The organism is Nonomuraea sp. NPDC050536, assembly GCF_044457685.1.
Classification (GTDB): domain Bacteria; phylum Actinomycetota; class Actinomycetes; order Streptosporangiales; family Streptosporangiaceae; genus Nonomuraea.
Map to the genome: position 1 here is coordinate 1 of NZ_JBITHD010000027.1, position 17,206 is coordinate 17,206.

The following is a 17,206-nucleotide window of genomic DNA, read 5'->3' on the forward strand; positions in this document are numbered from 1 at the left end:
GAAGCGCCGATAACGCCACGAGCAGGCACAGAAGACGATCAAGGTGTCAAGCATCAAGCGAGGCCAGAGTGTCAACCATCAAGCGAGACAGGACACCGGCCCCGACTCTGGTGAATGAGAACTTTCTCTACGTCTTCAAGCCGCCCGCCTGCGGCGGTCGGCGGCGTGTTCGGGCGCCAGCTGGCCGCGCTGCGGCTCTTCGGCCGGTCGCGGCCAGCGCGCCCACACGCCCGATCCCGCTTGGATGGGCTCTGCCAGTAGAAAGGCCACAACTGGCATCACGGGATCGAGGTGCTACTCAGAGAACCGCCGAGGCACTGGAAGCGGAGGAACAGTGACTCTCATGCGCGTGAACCAGCGGGTTGGAACGACGCCTTTCAGCTGCCGATGGGTCGGCCACGGTGTACGAGTCGAGCATCTAGTCCTCCGGGCTCCGCCAGCCGCTAGGGAATCTCTGTCGCCGACAAGCAGACCCATTTGATCAAGGATCTGTGTAACGACGGTAGATGCTCAGAGGATTAGGCTATAAGGGATCTCGATTGATGAATATCCCAGACACCGCCTACCAAAGGAGTCGAAGTGGCAGATCCGGCGCAATTCGGACATGATCGCCTTGCCCACCTGCTCTCCGACAGACTGCTTAATGTTCCAAAATTTCAGCGAGGATACGCCTGGGAGGAATCGAATATTCAAGAGTTTCTCGAAGACCTCCGTTCGGCCCGGAGCGAGTCTCAACCATATTTCATGGGAACGATTGTGCTTGCAGCCGATAACAATGATCCAGGGCGACAAATAGTAGTAGATGGACAGCAGCGACTCACAACAACCGCCATTCTCATCACTGCCATTAGGGATCTGCTGCAAGAGTTTGGGAAAGAGGATTCGGCGCGAGAGATTGACAAACTATATCTGAAAACCTTTGACCTCGAAGAGGAGGATATCGTTGTTCGACTTAAGCTCGGCCAAGACAATCTCAACACCTATGAAGAGCTTCTGCGAGGCCAGCCGGTAAGCAATCTAAAAGACCCGCTCTATGAGTGCTACCGGATTTGCATGAAATACCTAATAGAAATTGCTCCTACGACCAGAAATTATCGCGACCTAGTGTCGATAGTCACACAGCTAGAGAGGAACGTCCAGGTCCTACTAGCGGTAGCGTCGGGGCTTCCCGAGGCATATGTCATCTTCGAGACCCTCAATGACCGCGGTGCGGACCTCACCACTGCTGATCTATTGAAGAACTATCTCTTTAGCCAGTCGAAAGATTTTCATGACAATGTAATGCAGCAATGGACGCGTATCGCGGCCCCCTTTAAGGATAAGCCGGAGGATCTTGTAAAGTTTATCCGCTATGAGCACTCCTCGCGCGCCGGAAAGGTTACTACGCGCAAGCTCTATAAGGTCATTCAGGGGGATATTGGGCGCGGCCCCACTAGGGTGCGCGAGTACGTGAAGAGGCTCGAGCGCAACCTCGAATATTACTCCGCGCTCAGAGAGCCGGATAGTGAGCTCTGGGGGAGAATCAACGTGGACGTTCGAGACTCTCTTCTTGCCTTTCGTAGGTTTGGATTCGAATCCAGCACGCCGCTGCTTATCGCGGCTCTGGCAAATTGGGACCTTACAAAGGCGTCCAAGTTGATTAATCGCATAGCGGCATGGTCTGTGCGGGCTTGGTTCGCAGGGAGGCTTGGGGGAGGCACGGCAGAGGAAGTATTCTGCGAAGCTGCCAAAGGGATGAGTGAGGGCGCTGTGAATTCCCAAGCTGACGTCTTCGAGATCGTTCGCAAGATCGTTCCTGACGACAAAGAATTCAAGCGCGCGTTTATGGGATATGGGCCTATACAGCCGGGGCGCGCCAAATATCTGCTCTCACAGATCGAGCGCCAGCATGAATTGGCGCTAGGTCTGAACGCAGAAGCAGCAGTGGACTGGAGTGGAAAATCCGTCTCGGTTGAACACGTTATTGCGCAAAGCTCTGGCCGCGATCGGTTCTCTTCAGATAAGGAGTTTGAACGATTTCTTGCACAACGAGATACATTGTGCAACTATACGCTCCTGGAGCGTTCGCTAAATCGAAATCTCGGTGACGCTCCATTTGAGGAGAAGGTGACTGCGTTCAAACAGTCAAAATTCTCGATTACGCGTCATCTAGGCAGGGGCGAGACATGGGATGTCGATAGTAATGAGAAAAGAGCGAGCGAACTCGCTCAGCTTGCTATCCGTGCATGGCCTGCCTCGTGACGTAGCAGTTTGCGCATAATGCGCCCATATACATGCCTGTTCGCTGGACGCATCGCCGAGATATCACGGCGAGCCAGGCCGCTCAACCATCGATGCTCGCGGGGTTCGCACTGAAATGCTGGGTCAGCGCCGTGACGATCGCTCACTTCGCTGCCCGCCATAGGTGGTCGGGGCGATCGCCGCCAAGGTCCTCCTTCGTCGGGCCTTGCCACTGGCCACAGTGGCTGCGGTGACGGCAACGCTGACGGCAACGTCGGGCACCAAGCCCGCACGACGAGCACTCTCGACGGTGGCCCGGCACCTGGTCGATCTGACTGGGCACGATGATCGTGACTTCTGAAAAGCGGAAGGTCATGCTTTATTGGCTGGCCTCTTGGTGCAGGTCTTGCTCGCCGTGGATTCGGAACACTCCTGGCATGTCTCAGTGTCCGGCTGCGTCTGGCTCTGATCAGCCGTATCCGGTTGATCCTTCCCAATGCTTTCCCGAGGGGAAGAGCCCAGGACCTCGGCGATTCTCCGCATGGCGATCTCGTCATGACCTACGAGACAGGCCTCGTAGGTGCGATGGAGGACGGCCACGCTGTTGCCTGCCCACTCGGAGACCTGCTTGGGCGAGACGCCCGCGTTGAGCCAGGTGGAGAGGCAGGCGTGCCGCAGGTCGTACGGGCGCTTGGCCAGCGGTGAGGCGTACTCCTCCTTGGTCAGGGCCTGCTCGCGGGCCTTCCGCCAGACTCGGAGGATCGTGCTCTTGGCCAGCACAGCGCCGTGAGCGCCGTGGAACACGCGACCATCGGGGCCGGTGCCGTTCTCCTTGAGGTGCTTGCGCAGGATGGTCACCAGTTCGGGAGGGCAAGGGACGGATCGGGCTTCACCCTCGGCGCGGTGCTTGAGGCCGCGCGTGTCGCGCTGGTCGCCGGAATCAGTCCATTCCCCTGCCGACCTCAGGCGTCGCGCCGGTCAGGTAGAACTCTGCCCAAGTGCCGGCGGCATCGGGAAGCGTCAGGTCCTTCTCCCGTAGGTTGACGGCCTCTTCGGGACGCAGTCCGGTGAAGTAGAGCGTGGCGAAGAACGGCATGAGCAGGACGCCACTCGGCTTCTGCTTCTCAACCGCAGCGAGCAAAGCGCGCGCCTGCTCCGGGTTGACCACAGAGCGCCGGTCCACCTGAAAGGTCGTCTTGGTGACCTTCCACTTGAGTTCCGGGATCGGGTTCTTGTCGAGCACTTTGAGCTCCACCGCGTAGGCCAGCGCACCGGAGAGGATGACTCGATGCCGCCGGTTCGAGCTGGCGGCGACACGCTTCCCGTCCAGACGGCTGGTCGCCGCGTTGAGCATGCTGCGCGCAGTCGCAGAGGTGGCGAGGGCCGACATCCGCAGGGAGTGCCGCTCCACCCATTTCAGGATCTCCCGAGCTCTGCCAGGGCAGTTCTCGCGTGACCCCTGTCCTGAGCTGCCCCACGCCACAGACTTCCCGGCTTAAGACTCCGACGTCGGTGGAAAATCGTACCCGTTACCGTCGCTCCCTCCTGTATGACAGGCCTGATCTGCTTCCGGTGGACGGTATCCGTGACCACCGTGTTGGTGTGGCCAACCAGGCGTGAGATCTGCTCGATCGGGACGTCGTGGGCGGTGAGCAGCCAGCTATCCTTGTGTAATGGCACGGCAAGTACGAAGGCAACACGTTGTTTCAAACTTCTACCTGCGCGAGTTTGCAGATGAACGTAGCCAGGTCCGGCGCGTCGTTCTCCCCGGGGACAAGCAGCATGACGTAGGAACTCACAATGCGAGCGTTGTGAAGGATTTCTACACCATCACGCTTCCCGATGGCAGCCAGAGCGATTATTTCGAAAAGTTCTTCAGCGAAATAGAAGCTGATGCGGCCTCCGTCTTGCGGAAAATAGTCCATGAAGGGCTGTGGCCGGTTAAGGGCGACATGCGCGAAGCATTGGCCGTATGGGTCGCACTTCAGCACCTACGTAGCGAGGGTGTGCGCAATGGCCAAATGCAGATGCATGCGCAGTTCATCAAACTAGTTGTCGGAGTCTCCGGCAAGGAAGCATTGCGCGACCTCATCCAAGAGGCGGAAGGGCGCCCCGTTGGCGACTTTGAGCTCGACCAGGAGTGGGCAGACATAACCAAGCCCACTGGCCCAGACTTGATACCTGATGCCAACAATCACCTGCGTTCGCTCATGCAATTATGGGAGCCTACCGCCCGCCAGATGATTGCAAGGACGTGGACACTTTTCCGCTTCCAGCGCCGTTGTCTAATAACATCTGATCATCCTGTATCGCTGGCCGTAGGCCCCGACTATCCCGAATACATGGGCGTCGGCCTTGCTACGGCACAAGCATTCGTCGTTCCACTCAGCAGGAGAGTTGGTCTCATCATGCGTGAGATCGACCTAGACAACTCCCCCGAGTTTGCTCTTCCTGGCTTTACGAAGATGGCCAAAGCGTTCCTGCGCGAATCAATCAACAGCGCCCGTCGCTTCATCTATCACCACCCTAAAGATAACCCTCTGTCGGGACTAGCTCTTCCAGAACCACAGACTCAGGAAATTAACTCAGCAGGCGACGATTGGGTGATGGAGGATGGGCTCTTCGGTAACGCTACCGGGGACGCGGAGGGATCGGGAGGCTTGCATAGAACAAAATCTTCCAGCTCCTTTGAGTCGAACAAGGGATTCACGATCAAGGACATTGCCTGGCCAATCCCTCATCGTCGAAGCAATGTACGGCCTCATCCAGAAAACGATCAACAAGCGGGCTGACTGGCCAACTCAGGGATTACATGAGGCCCTACTCCGTGGATGAGCGCGCCCAGCAACCGCCCGACGCGCAGCCTGCCGAAGGCGGCTGCCTTGACCCTGTAGATAAGATTCTCGCCGATCTTGCGCCCTGCCTGATCTCCGCTCGGGCTAACGCAACTCAGTGACCGTGCCGCCTTGGTCCAAATCGCGCACGGGGTATTGCATTAAGACAACAACTGAGGCCAGTGGCTGCTGTGACAGCAACGCTGAGGGCAACGTCGGACACCAAGCCCACACGTGGCGCACTCTCGACGACAGCCCGGTACCTGATCGTCCTGACTGGGCGGGGTGATCGTGACTTCTGAAAAGCGGAAGGTCAGTAGCTTGCTGTGTGTTGGCCAAGCTCATACACCGCTTCGCGGACGCAACAGGGAGACGAACCGCAGGTCATGTGCTGGATCGCAACATCGGCGCAAGTCTCAGCCGCCGCTCTTCGAGGAGTGCTGGTGCAACGTGGTTGCTTAGTGACCTACCAGGGTTCTGTCATCGGGAGTCGTCGCCCAGGATGTCAACCTGTTCCACCAGGTCACGAGCGAGGTGGAGCAGGTCGGGCAAGCGCAGGGTTCGGCCACCACTTCCGGGTAGCGGGACGTGTAGAGGCTCTGTCCAGCCGGCCGGGATCGCAGCCAATCCGTAAACGGCCCCGGCCAGGCCACCGGTGACCGCGGCGACTGTGTCGGTGTCGCCGCCCAGGTCGATCGCGGCGCGGATCGCGTCCTCGTAGCTGTGGGTGGTGCGGAGGGCCCATACGGCTGAGCCAAGGCAGGGCCAGACGGCGCCGTTGGCCTCGGTGGCCTGGCCGGGATGCCAGTGGGGGTCCAGGACGGTGGCGTAGCGTTCACGGTGGTCGGGATGGACGGCGATGAGGGTCTGCGAGAGGTTGGCCAGGGGGTCGGTACCGTCCAGGGCGACGCGCACCAGGTCGTGAAAGATCGCGGTGCCTTCCCAGGCCGCAGGGTCACCGTGCGTAAGGGCGGCGATGCGGCGAGCGGCGTCCATCGTGGCCTTGCGCCCGTCGCGGGCGAAGTACACCGCCGAGCAAGTGGCCCGCATCAGTGAGCCGTTGCCGGCGGCGCGGCGGCTGCTGCGGTAGTGGGCGATGGCGGCCTGGTCCCAGGGCAGGCCGCGGGACAAGACGTCCTCGGTCTGCAGTCCGATGTCCTTCGGCTCATCGGCCGCCCACCTCTGGAAGCGAGCGAAGATATCCGGCAGGTCCAAGCCGCCGCGCTCCAGCAGCGATTCAGCCACATGAACGGCCATCTGTGTATCGTCGGTCGCCTCCCCGGCGTCCCAGCCGCTGCCCCAATCATCTCGCCACCGGCACCAGGTAACGGAAAGCGAGCGGAGAACGCGCCCGCCGGACCGAACTCGAACGGGGCACCTAGCGCGTCGCCCACCGCCGAGCCGACGACCGCGCCGACGGCACGCTCCACATGATTCACGCCGACAGGCTACTGAGCTATCTGCGGGGTGACGATGCTCGAAGAGACACTGACGGTGTGAGGTACTTCAGACGAGATTGGGACGAGGACCGAGGCGACGAGTATGCGAGTTGTGGAACGTCCACGTTCTACCTGGCGCTCGACGACGAGGGATACGCGCATGTACAGGTCGAGGTCTACGCCAACGGCGCGGTGATCGCGTACGACGTGCAAGCTCCGGAGCATGAGGATCGGTACGGTTTCCTGACCTACGCTCAGCTGGATCTCGATGAGTTCAGTCCGTACGAGATCGGCGAGCAGGAGTTCCACGAAGCGTTAAGCCATCTGCACCCGCTGAACCTACGGGCTGATCAGGCATGGCCGCCGCCTGGCCGATGAGGCGGCCTGTTCCGTCGCCGTTCCGTGAGAGCGCCAGAATCCATGAGCAGTGATATGAGACAACCCGTGTGCATAATCCCTGTTCGGCGGCATGATTGCGCTGCTCCCGCAGGTGACCGGGACCTGTGCCCGGAATCATCCAGATTTGCGAGAACGGGGAACGGCGGACGGGTCGGCCTGTCCAGCAGGCGATGGGGAGCTCACGGGCACGAACTCGCGCTGAGGCCCTGAGAGCAGAGAGGTGCTGATGGAAGGCGTGGCTTCTGTTCTGGTCCAGGTTGAGGGGGAGGTCCAGTTGGGCGATGAGTTCGGACTCGGCGGTCCAGGGTTCGGGGTCCACTTGCCAGCAGACTCGGGCGTTGTCGGCCATCCAGGCCGTGAGTGTCCTTTCGCCGGCCTGGCCGAGCCGATCGACTTCTACGACCCCCGGACGCGCCGACACCCAACAGCCTGGCGCCCTCGGTCAATGTCGTGGTCGCCAATCAAGTGGGCGACCTGCTGATGATCTGCCGCTCCGACAACGGCAACTGGGCCGTCCCCGGCGGCGCCATCGACCTGGGCGAGTTCGTGGGGCGATGAGCACCCGAACCTCGTGCGAGCTCACCCGGCGGGGCTCCACATCTTGCGACCTTCCGTAGAGGCGATGAGCCCCGGCATCAGCGCCACCACTCGGAGATCTCCCAGAGCGGGGCGGAGATCAGGACACCCCGAGGCCGTCCACCAGGAATCTTCGTGGCCATCAGCCGGGACTCAACTAGTACTACAGCCAGGGTTTGTGATCTATAGTGCGGGCGCATGCCTGATGAGTTAACGCCCGATGATCTCCAGGAGTGGGTCTCGGGGTTGGATGTGCTGTTCGAGCGGGTGGCAGGCAGGTTCAGGCGAGTGGAGCCACGCCGGCAGGCACGGGCGTACCTGCTGGGCTTGCTGGCTCCGATCGAGCGCAAGAACGGCTGGCAGTTGGCCGAGGCGGCCGGGGATGCGGCGCCGGACCGCATGCAGCGCTTGTTGAACAGCGCCCGCTGGGATCCCCGCCAGGTGCGCGCTGACCTGCGCGACTACGTGATGGACCACCTCGGCCACCGCGATGGCGTGCTGATCGTGGACGAGACCGGCTTTTTGAAGAAGGGCGACAAGTCGGCCGGGGTGCAACGCCAGTACTCCGGCACCGCGGGCCGGGTGGAGAACTGCCAGCTGGGCGTGTTCCTGGCCTACGCCTCCCCGCTGGGTCGGGCGTTGATCGACGCCGAGCTGTATCTGCCGAAGTCCTGGACCGACGATCGAGCCCGCTGTGCCCGCGCCGGCATCCCGGCCGAAGAGCCCTTTGCCACCAAGCCGGTCCTGGCACGCACGATGCTGGCCCGAGCGCTCCAGGCGGGGGTGCCGGTCTCCTGGGTGACCGCCGACGAGGCCTACGGCATGGAGCACAAGTTCCGGCGCTTCCTGGAAGAACACCATCTGAGCTATGTGGTGGCGGTGCCCAAGAACCAATGGATCGGCACGGGATGGGGCGGGCAGATCCGCGCCGACACCGCCACCGCCCAGGCCCCGGCCGAGGCATGGAAGCGCCGCTCCTGCGGCCAGGGCACCAAGGGGTCACGCCTTTACGACTGGGCCCTGGCCACGGTGCGCTTCGAGACCGAGCCCGGCTACCAGCGCTGGCTGCTGGTCCGGCGCAGCCTGGCCCCCAACGCCAAGGGCGAACTCGAACTGGCCTACTACCTGTGTCATGCCCCGGCCGGCACCACGCTGGACGACCTGGTCGCCATCGCCGGCGCCCGCTGGGCCATCGAGGAATGCTTCCAAAGCGCCAAGAACGAGACCGGCTTGGACCACTACCAGGTCCGCCGCTACGACGCCTGGCACCGCCACATCACCCTCGCGATGCTCGCCCACGCCTACCTGGCCGTCACCGCCGCGCACGCCCCAAAAGCCCAAGCGGCCTGGTCCGCCTCACGCCGGCAGAAATCCGCCGTCTCCTGGCACATCTGACCACCACGATGACCCGCCCACTCGCCTACGCGCTGGCCTGGTCCCACCACCGCCGCGTCCACCAGACTCGCGCCAGAGCAAGCCACTACTGGAGACGCTGGCTCAAACATCACAAAATCAGGCTGTAGTACTAGTACTACAGTCATGTTTTGTGATCTATAGTCGCTCGTGTGTCGAGTGTGGTGACGTCTGAGGATCTTCAGTCGTGGGCGGCTGGGTTGGATGAGCTGTTCGCGCGGGTCGCCTGCCGCTTTGGCCGGGTAGAGCCGCGTCGGCAGGCGCGGGCGTATCTGGTCGGGCTGCTGGCGCCGGTGGAGCGTAAGAACGGCTGGCAACTGGCCGAGGCCGCTGGTGACGCCCAGCCTCATCGGATGCAGCGGCTGCTGAACAACGTGCGGTGGGATCCCCGGGACGTCCGTGTTGACCTGCGTGATTACGTGGTCGAGCAGCTCGGCGATCCGGCCGGGGTACTGATCGTGGACGAGACCGGATTCGTCAAGAAGGGCACCCGGTCGGCCGGGGTGCAGCGGCAGTATTCGGGCACGGCGGGGCGTGTGGACAACTGCCAGCTCGGGGTGTTTCTCGCCTACGCGACGCCGCGCGGGCGCGCGTTGATGGATGCCGAGTTGTACCTGCCGAAGTCCTGGACCGGTGATCGGGCCAGGTGCGCTCAGGCTGGCATCCCTGACAACGTGTCGTTTGCCACCAAGCCGGCGCTGGCCACAGCGATGCTGGGCCGGGCGCTGGAAGGTGGAGTGCCGGCCTCGTGGGTGAGTGCGGACGAGGCGTACGGCCAGGATCACAAGTTCCGTGTTTACCTGGAGAAACGCAAGGTCGGGTACGTGGTCGCCGTGCCCAAGAGCCAGTCGGTCGGCACCGGCACCGGCATCGGCTACGGCAACACCGGCTCACGAGCTGACGCGGTGACCGCTGATGCGCCTGAGCAGGCGTGGAAACGGCTGTCGGCGGGTGATGGGGCCAAGGGGCCGAGGTTGTATGACTGGGCGATGGCGACCCTGCCGCCCCACGCCGAGGACCACCTTGGCGGGCCCGGCGGCTTCCAGCGGTGGCTGCTGGTCCGTCGCAGCCTCACCCCAGGCGACCAGGGCGAGCGTGAACTGGGCTTCTACCTGTGCTTCGGCCCTGCAGACACCGCACTGGATCAGCTCGTTCGCATCGCCGGCGCCCGCTGGGCCATCGAGGAATGCTTCCAGAGCGCCAAGAACGAAGTCGGCCTGGACCAGTACCAGGTCAGACGCTACGACGGCTGGCACCGGCACATCACCCTGGCCATGCTCGCTCACGCCTATCTCGCTGTCACCGCCGCTCACGCCCCAAAAGCGCGTGCGGCCTGGTCCCCCTCACCCCAGCCGAGATCCGCCGTCTCCTGGCACATCTGACCAGCGCCGTCACCCACCCCATCAGCCAGATCCTGCAACGCGCCCTGGCGTGGTCACACCACCGACGCGCCCACCAAGCCCGCGCCCGCAGCAGCCACTACTGGAAACGATGGCTACGCCACAACAAGATTCAACTGTAGATCACAAAACATGACTGTAGTACTAGTCGCCCATCAGGAGCCCGCCATGGCCGTCGGGATCCTGACTCGCCTGCGCCCCTGCCCACGCCGAGCCGCCGCGCTCGCGCAGACCATCCTGGTCCTTCAGTCCGCGGAGGATGTCCACTCATCAAGATGGGAAAAGCTCAATCCAGGTAACGTCGAAAAGTGCTACAAAGATATCTAGATGCTGCCGATGCCGACGTCGTTGGGGTTTATGGATGGGTCCATCACTTACCGGAAAGCCCCTTTCGACCGCAAATATCCGCTTTGTCAGAGATAGCGAGCTGGGCTGGGGTCGCTTTGACCTCGCCGCAGGAACGATTGCCTTCTTCGACTCGCCGATGGGATCTGAGGTGGTCCTGCCGTCGGCTGACCGAACCTACCAGGCAGTTCGGCTACCTCCGCAGCAGAGAGTGTGGTGGTTTGACGGTCAACGATGGATCGTGGGCCGGATCGACTCCCCGTCGAATGTGGAGGCCGACGCATACTTCATCCTCCTACCGAACCGTATCTCAAAGGCCGTATCCTCCGCTGAACTGCGAGTCCGCTGGTCCGTCCCGCTGGCGGACCCGCTCGGCCTGCTCAAAGCGGGCACAGTAGAGACCCGGTTCTTCCATACCCACCGGACTCGCTTTCTGCATACGGTATTGGAACAGCGCAGCGCTTCCCTCAACCTTGGCGGGATTCTCTCTTCCGCTGTCGAGATCCATGATCATCAGGTCGGTGCGGCCCGCCGGGTGCTTGCCGACCCGATACCTCGATACCTGCTGGCCGATGAGGTAGGCCTCGGCAAGACCATCGAGGCTGGCATGGTGCTCCGACAACTGCTGCTCGATACGGCTGGGACCGCGGCCATCATCGTCCCCGACCAGGTCGTTGGACAGTGGAAGCAGGAGCTCGCGACGAAGTTTCGGGTGAATTACCTTCCCGGGACAGTGGAGGTTATCGGGCACTCAGCGATCGGACGCCTCCGACCTGAGCAGCGAATGCTCACGATCGTCGATGAGGCACACCGGTTAACCGAGCGAGTAAACTATGGCGGGAATGGCGTCCGTGACCAGCAGTACGACGCGCTGCGCGCCATTGCCCACGCGTCGCAGGCACTTCTCCTACTGAGCGCAACACCAGTTCGCAGTAATGAGGATGCCTTTCTCGGGCTACTGCACCTGCTGGATCCGGTGAACTACCCGCTGACAGACCTAGCCGCATTTCGGCACCGCGTCGAAATGCGCGATGACCTTGCCCAGGCCATGTCGGCGATCAGCGCCGAGACTCCACTTCGCTATCTCGACGAGCCGCTAGCTCAAGTCGCCCAGTTACTACCGAACGACCCCGTCGCCAAGGAACTCATCTCCGATGTCCGCCGCTGCATCGCCGCCAGAGCGGAGGAGGAAGCTAGGAAGGAGATTAACAGCCTCCGAGGCTACATCTCCGAGACCTATAGGCTGCACCGACGGATGGTACGCAATCGCCGCTCCACCGCAGCCAAGAAGGGCTTTCCTACACGAGGTCGCAGGTTGGCATCCCCCTGGCTCATCCCGGATCCCGATCACCGGCGTCAGGATCTGTTCGCCGCATTTGACGACCTCCGTCTTGGTCTCGAGTTGGAGGAGCACCCCAATGCGGGATATATCCTACAAATCGTTCTAGGCCGCATCCTCGCCCCCATCGCCGCACTTGAAGATCTAGTTAGCGCGCTACAGTGTAGGCCAAATCACGATCTGTCGACCGATGAATTGGCCGCTGCTAATGACCTCGCCAAATCGGCCGCCGGTCAGGAGTTTGCCAGTGATCTCGAGCAAATCATGGCCACGCCCACTGAATCCGACCGGCTCTCCGCGACAGTCGAATGGGCCAGGCAACGGGTCGGGCGCAAGAAATGCGCCGTTGCTTGCACATTCCCGAACGCTGCCCGCCTAGTCGCTCAGTTACTGGTAGACGAGTTGGGCAACCACCGCGTCACCGCCTTGCTGGAAAGCCAGGCGGACGACCTTAGGAGTCGGCTGACGACTGAGTTTGAACGCAGCACGGAGCGAAGCATACTTGTAATCGACCGGTCGGCCGAAGAAGCGACTAATCTCCAGTTTATCGAGGAGGTGCTACACCTCAACGTGCCAACGTTTAGTACCCACCTCGAGCAGCGCCTCGGCCGCTTCGATAGATGGAGCGAACTGCAGAGCCCTGTCCGCTCCACAACCTTCCAGGAAGATTTCGCTGTCGGCCGCGACCATATTGATGCTTGGACAACGACCCTCAACAACGTATTCGGTGCTTTTACATCCTCGACATCGACCTTGCAGTACGTCTTGTCGGACCTTGAGATCGAATTCTTCCGCACCGCAGTTACCCAAACCCTCGCTGGCGCGCGAGAGATGATGATGGGACAAGCCGACGAGCTGGCGACCCAGCGGCGCCGGATATCTGGGCAAGATATCCTCGATAGCATCGAGGATCGGGCTCAGGACGAAGACCTGGCGCGACGACTCGCCGCCGTTGACGCAGGCCAACGCCGGATCGACCAGGCCGTTCACGGCTATCTCGTTGAGATGCTCCAATTCTCTGTCTTTCCCGAGGACGACCACGTGCGTTTCGGTGTTAGTAGATCGAGCCCCCCCTTGCTGACTGAGGATGCCGTGAGCGCCATTGGAACACAGGTGTTCGAGCAGAGGTACACCGCCGACCGCATCACCGCCGAAGCCGGACTAGGTTTCCTGCGCTGGGGCGAGCCATTGGTCAACGCCTTCGCCAAGGTGGCTGAAATCGATGACCGAGGGAAGGCCTTCGCGACCGAGGTCCATTGGCCTACCCCCCACCAAGATCGGGAGCCCTGGGTGGCCTTCTGCTTCGACGTCAAAATCGCGCCAGGACCGATCGACCTTTCCTGCGCCCTTGATTCCGATGGAGCGCTCCACCGCGCGGTGCAGGCACGCACTGACTTCTTCCTGCCGACCACCATGGAGCGGATCTGGTGGCTGGCGGGTCGAGGCGAATGCGAGCCTCCCCTGGTACGTGCCCTGGAGCAGGCGAAAGGAACGAACCTCGGTAGCCGTCCCGAGCGTTTTCGCGAACTAACCGCATCCTTCAATTGGCCTCGTGTTTGCGATGGTGTCTTTCACGGCGCCATGTCCGCCGTCCAAGTTCGGGACCGCGTGACCCAACGTCTCGACGAGGCGCGTCGGCGCGCTACCGCCGCACAAGAGTGGGAGAGTGTGATCTTGCAGGCTCGGTTACGCGTCGGCAGAGATTCCTCTCCCGATGAGACTGTCATGGCGGCCGTCGAGGATGCTCTAGCCCATCCCGTGTTTAGCCTCGATAGCTGCGGGGCGACCTTCATCACCTGGATGTACCGAGCATGACTATCTACACCCTGCAGGAGATAGTTGAAGCATGCCCGCGCCTGGCGCGGCGACTCAAGTCGTCCGGGAGTCCGCGACCTGCGGAGATTCTGCCGATGATCCGATCGGTACTCGTTGCCCGTGGATATCAGTCGGTTCTGGAGTCCCCAGAACTAGCCTCAATACAAGCGGTCGAATGGCGATCTCATGGTTTCGTAGGTGACAAAGGGCTGCACTGGCGGGCTCAGCCATGGCTTCCCACATGGCTTGATGACCTCGGGACTGCACCTGACGAGGAGGCCTCCCGAGTCTCCCTACGAAGACCCAACTGGCGACTGGCCGCGGACCGTTTCTACACCAACTCCACGAAACGGTCTGATTACCTGAGTCCTGGCCAAAAGGCCAGCATCCGCGCGACCAGCGCGGCCCGCGGAGGCGACGCCGTCATCTGCGTGCTTCCCACCGGGTCCGGGAAGACAGACGTCATCCTTACTCGAGCGATTAACAACCGACCTCGGCAAACATGCCTGGTTGTGCCTACCGTTGCCCTTGCGCTGGACCTTGAGCGGCGGATTCAGGAGCTTACGGGGGAACAAGTCCTCTTCGCCTATCACGGTGGTCTGACTTCGGGCGAGAAGGCGGACCTGGCGCAGCGGGTACGCGAGGGAACGCAGTGGCTGATCATCTCTTCTCCCGAAGCAGCGTGCACTGTACTCGCGCGGCCTCTTGAAGTCTCCGCACTTGAGGGCAGGCTGGACTTGCTCGCAATCGACGAGGCACACATCGTCGCAGAGTGGGGCGATGCTTTCCGACCTGCCTTCCAGACGTTCGCAGGACTGCGGCGGCGTTTGCTTGATCTCGCACCCGCCGACCGGACTCCCGTCACTGTGATGCTCACGGCAACCCTTGACGATTATGGCCTCGAGGCGCTGCGTCGACTCTTTCCTGGACAGCGCGAACTGCTCGTATCCGCGCAGGTGACCCGCCCAGAGCCGGCCTGGTGGATGAGCCACTGCGCCACAGAGGAGGAGAAGCGTGAGCGCTTCCTAGAGGCATGTCGGCACATGCCGCGACCGCTCATCGTCTACACCAGTTTGCATACCTCTGAGGCGTCCACCAATGTATCGACAGCCTTGTCCTGGCTGCGCGCTGCGGGGCTGCAGGCGATCGATGGTGTAGCCGGCACTGTATCGGCGCAGAGACGTCAAGATGCTACTCGTGGCCTGCGCCTTGATGGGGATTCCGCCGGGGACCTCGACATTATAGTGGCCACGTCGGCTTTTGGCCTTGGCATGGATGTCCCTGATGTGCGGGGCGTGATTCACCTGTGCGTACCAGAGTCAGTAGACCGCCTATACCAGGAGGTAGGTCGGAGCGGCCGGGACGGCAGAGCGTCCGTCTCAATGGTCTTGTGGACTGACTCAGACGCCAGGGTCGCACGAGAAATGGCCGAAGCCAGGCTCATCGGGGACGAGAAGGCATGGAAGCGGTGGCGGAGCATGAAGAGTCGCGCCGCCGTTGAAAGTGGCGTACTCATGGTGGATCTCACTACGCCTACCGAGGACGTGACCTATCCGTGGAGCGACGCCAATCGCTACTGGAACACGCAGACGCTCTCCGCGATGGATCGTGCCGGGATGCTCAGCGTGGAATGGCCGACTCCACCCGACGTCCCGGTTGACGCCACAGAGGAGGAATTGCAGGAGATCTTTGCGGAGCATCGGAATTCGATGTCTGTCCGCATCCGGCATGGCGACCTCGCTGACGAGGCCAGCTTCCGCCATCGCTTCCGTGATGCACAGTCACTGAGCCGCACTGCTGCTGCTGCGTCCCTGGAATCTGCAATGAAGATCCTGGATGGGCTTGACACCTGCGTCAACCGATACCTGGCCGATCACTATCGGCTGAGCGTGGAATCTGGCGTTCTCCCGACTGCACGACAGTGCGGAGGCTGTCCATACTGCCGAACGCGCCGGATTCCGCCCTCACTGCTAAGGCCTCCGCTGAAGCCATTGTTCAATGGCACTCTCACAGTCACTGCTGGGTCTAGACTGCGTCAGTTGGCGCCAGACGGACGGTTGTGCGTCTGGACCGATGGGGTTCAATTCGATGCCGAGCAAGAGCTCATCAATCGCCTCGTCAGCCACGGTGTCATAGCCCTCGTGGCCGCAGGCCCATGGTCACCGTGTCCACGCTCTGTCCGATCGATTTGGTGGGAGGAGGGGGTCACGGGTTGGCTCGCCGGTTCTAACAACCTGCTCGTTCCCACGCTTGTCCGGATCGACAAGGAGGGACCGCCGGCAAGTGAGTGGGCACTCCTGCTGGACCGACTCTCGCGGGGACCGATGACCGTTGTGCTGTGCACTCGCGACGAACCGACTCCCTTCGGCGGTCCGGCCTTCCTAAGGGAATCCTGGGGTCCCTCTTACCACATCGAGCATGTTTTGCGGAGGCTTTAGATGGCACTCCTCAACCCACCGGATGTTCTCCCTGAGGCGATGCGCTTTTTGGTGAGGACGCTGATCGCGCTCCCGAAAGCGGAGGCAGACCGAGAAGAACTTGTGAGCCTAGTGGCTCCTCGTGGCCTTAAAGAGGCCATGGACTCGATAGCCACGGGCACGGCCGATCCCTCCGAGGCTGACCTGGATGACCTACGTGCAGGTGGCTCTATCATCGCCGACGCCTCCCTCGACGCACTACGAATGCTTGGCATGGTCGAGTCGGCGGGCAACCGAATCAGGCTGGCCTCCGCGGGCGTAGAACGCTGGAAGGGCCCAGTCGACGTAACCTCGCGGAGCATATTCCAAGTCCTGCTCGACGCAGTGATCGAGATGGCTGGCTCGGATGCATCGAGCGGAGTGGGAGACTTCATTCAAGCGTTGGTTCTCCTACACGTTGCCGGAGAGCCGTTGCGTCCGTTTGACAGATTCGAGTCACCGGCAACCAAGGGCGTCGGGCGAAGCTTTGCGATCATGCAGGAGCAAGTTCTCGGCTCTGAGCGCAAAAATTGGCCGGTTCCGAACCGGGAACAGTGGTCATCCTTCCGCCGTTGGGCATCCTATTTAGGGCTCGCACGAACTACGGGCAGCAGTGGACTTATCCCGGACGCTAGTGAGGCATTGATCTACCGACTACCGACGCTCACGCCTGGCGACTACGATGTCCGTGACTTCATCGCTCGATGTGCGTCAGCAGTGCCGATCCTGGATGGCGGCGGCTTGCAATTTGGCCACGATCCGCAATACGAGGGAGACCACGCGATACTCACCGGCGGCCTAACAGTATCGCTACTCCAACTCGAGGCTGACGGCTTCTTGACGATGGAAAAGAGGAGCGACGCAGGCGGCCGCACTCTTCGACTGCAGCCCGATGGATCTGCCGATCGTATCGTCACCACGATGGTATGGGAAAGAACTCGAATTAGAGGTGACCTGTGACTGGGAATCG

General features: G+C 61.7%; 11 protein-coding genes and 2 pseudogenes. 9 read left to right on the forward strand and 4 right to left on the reverse strand.

Going from position 1 to position 17,206, the window contains the following annotated elements; genetic code table 11:
* The first annotated feature begins 579 nt into the window (after positions 1–579).
* Positions 580–2,241: a DUF262 domain-containing protein gene (locus tag ACIBHX_RS45450; RefSeq protein ID WP_397074357.1), complete on the forward strand. Its 1,662-nt coding sequence runs from the start codon at positions 580–582 to the stop codon at positions 2,239–2,241.
* Positions 2,242–2,592: 351 nt separating this feature from the next.
* Here the strand turns inward: ACIBHX_RS45450 and ACIBHX_RS45455 are convergent, their stop codons facing one another.
* Positions 2,593–3,078, reverse strand: coding sequence for a hypothetical protein (locus ACIBHX_RS45455; RefSeq protein ID WP_397074359.1), 486 nt, complete (start codon positions 3,076–3,078; stop codon positions 2,593–2,595).
* 82 nt (positions 3,079–3,160) lie between these two features.
* Positions 3,161–3,631, reverse strand: a complete 471-nt coding sequence (locus tag ACIBHX_RS45460) for a hypothetical protein (protein ID WP_397074361.1) — start codon at positions 3,629–3,631, stop codon at positions 3,161–3,163.
* A gap of 262 nt (positions 3,632–3,893) precedes the next feature.
* On the opposite strand from ACIBHX_RS45460, the gene ACIBHX_RS45465 reads away from it, so the two are divergent.
* A complete protein-coding gene (locus tag ACIBHX_RS45465) occupies positions 3,894–5,012 on the forward strand; it encodes a DUF4238 domain-containing protein (RefSeq protein WP_397074363.1) in 1,119 nt (372 codons plus the stop codon).
* A 522-nt stretch (positions 5,013–5,534) separates the two neighbouring features.
* Here the strand turns inward: ACIBHX_RS45465 and ACIBHX_RS45470 are convergent.
* Positions 5,535–6,353: pseudogene (locus ACIBHX_RS45470) on the reverse strand (ADP-ribosylglycohydrolase family protein); the annotation flags it as partial.
* A gap of 197 nt (positions 6,354–6,550) precedes the next feature.
* On the opposite strand from ACIBHX_RS45470, the gene ACIBHX_RS45475 reads away from it, so the two are divergent.
* The gene (locus ACIBHX_RS45475) at positions 6,551–6,871 is read left to right on the forward strand and encodes a hypothetical protein (protein WP_397074525.1); all 321 of its coding nucleotides are present in this window, start codon (positions 6,551–6,553) and stop codon (positions 6,869–6,871) included.
* On the opposite strand, the gene ACIBHX_RS45480 is transcribed toward ACIBHX_RS45475, so the two are convergent.
* Positions 6,768–7,241, reverse strand: a complete 474-nt coding sequence (locus ACIBHX_RS45480) for a GIY-YIG nuclease family protein (RefSeq protein ID WP_397074365.1) — start codon at positions 7,239–7,241, stop codon at positions 6,768–6,770. The two genes, ACIBHX_RS45475 and ACIBHX_RS45480, sit on opposite strands and share 104 nt — an antisense overlap.
* Before the next feature lie 27 nt (positions 7,242–7,268).
* On the opposite strand from ACIBHX_RS45480, the pseudogene ACIBHX_RS45485 reads away from it, so the two are divergent.
* The 6 genes and pseudogenes from ACIBHX_RS45485 to ACIBHX_RS45510 all read left to right on the forward strand — a co-directional run.
* Positions 7,269–7,435: pseudogene (locus ACIBHX_RS45485) on the forward strand (NUDIX domain-containing protein); the annotation flags it as partial.
* Between the two features lie 231 nt (positions 7,436–7,666).
* Positions 7,667–8,863 (forward strand): IS701 family transposase, encoded by a 1,197-nt coding sequence (locus tag ACIBHX_RS45490; RefSeq protein ID WP_397074367.1) that lies wholly within the window; start codon positions 7,667–7,669, stop codon positions 8,861–8,863.
* A 182-nt stretch (positions 8,864–9,045) separates the two neighbouring features.
* Positions 9,046–10,263: an IS701 family transposase gene (locus tag ACIBHX_RS45495; protein ID WP_397074521.1), complete on the forward strand. Its 1,218-nt coding sequence runs from the start codon at positions 9,046–9,048 to the stop codon at positions 10,261–10,263.
* Between the two features lie 379 nt (positions 10,264–10,642).
* Entirely contained in the window at positions 10,643–13,780 is a 3,138-nt protein-coding gene (dpdE, locus tag ACIBHX_RS45500) for a protein DpdE (protein ID WP_397074368.1), read from the forward strand.
* Complete coding sequence (dpdF, locus tag ACIBHX_RS45505; protein WP_397074370.1) at positions 13,777–16,218, forward strand: protein DpdF; 2,442 nt, start codon at positions 13,777–13,779, stop codon at positions 16,216–16,218. The genes dpdE and dpdF overlap by 4 nt, the downstream gene beginning before the upstream one ends.
* On the forward strand, positions 16,219–17,196 hold the full coding sequence (locus ACIBHX_RS45510; protein ID WP_397074372.1) for a hypothetical protein: 978 nt from the start codon (positions 16,219–16,221) through the stop codon (positions 17,194–17,196).
* The last annotated feature ends 10 nt before the right edge of the window (positions 17,197–17,206 follow it).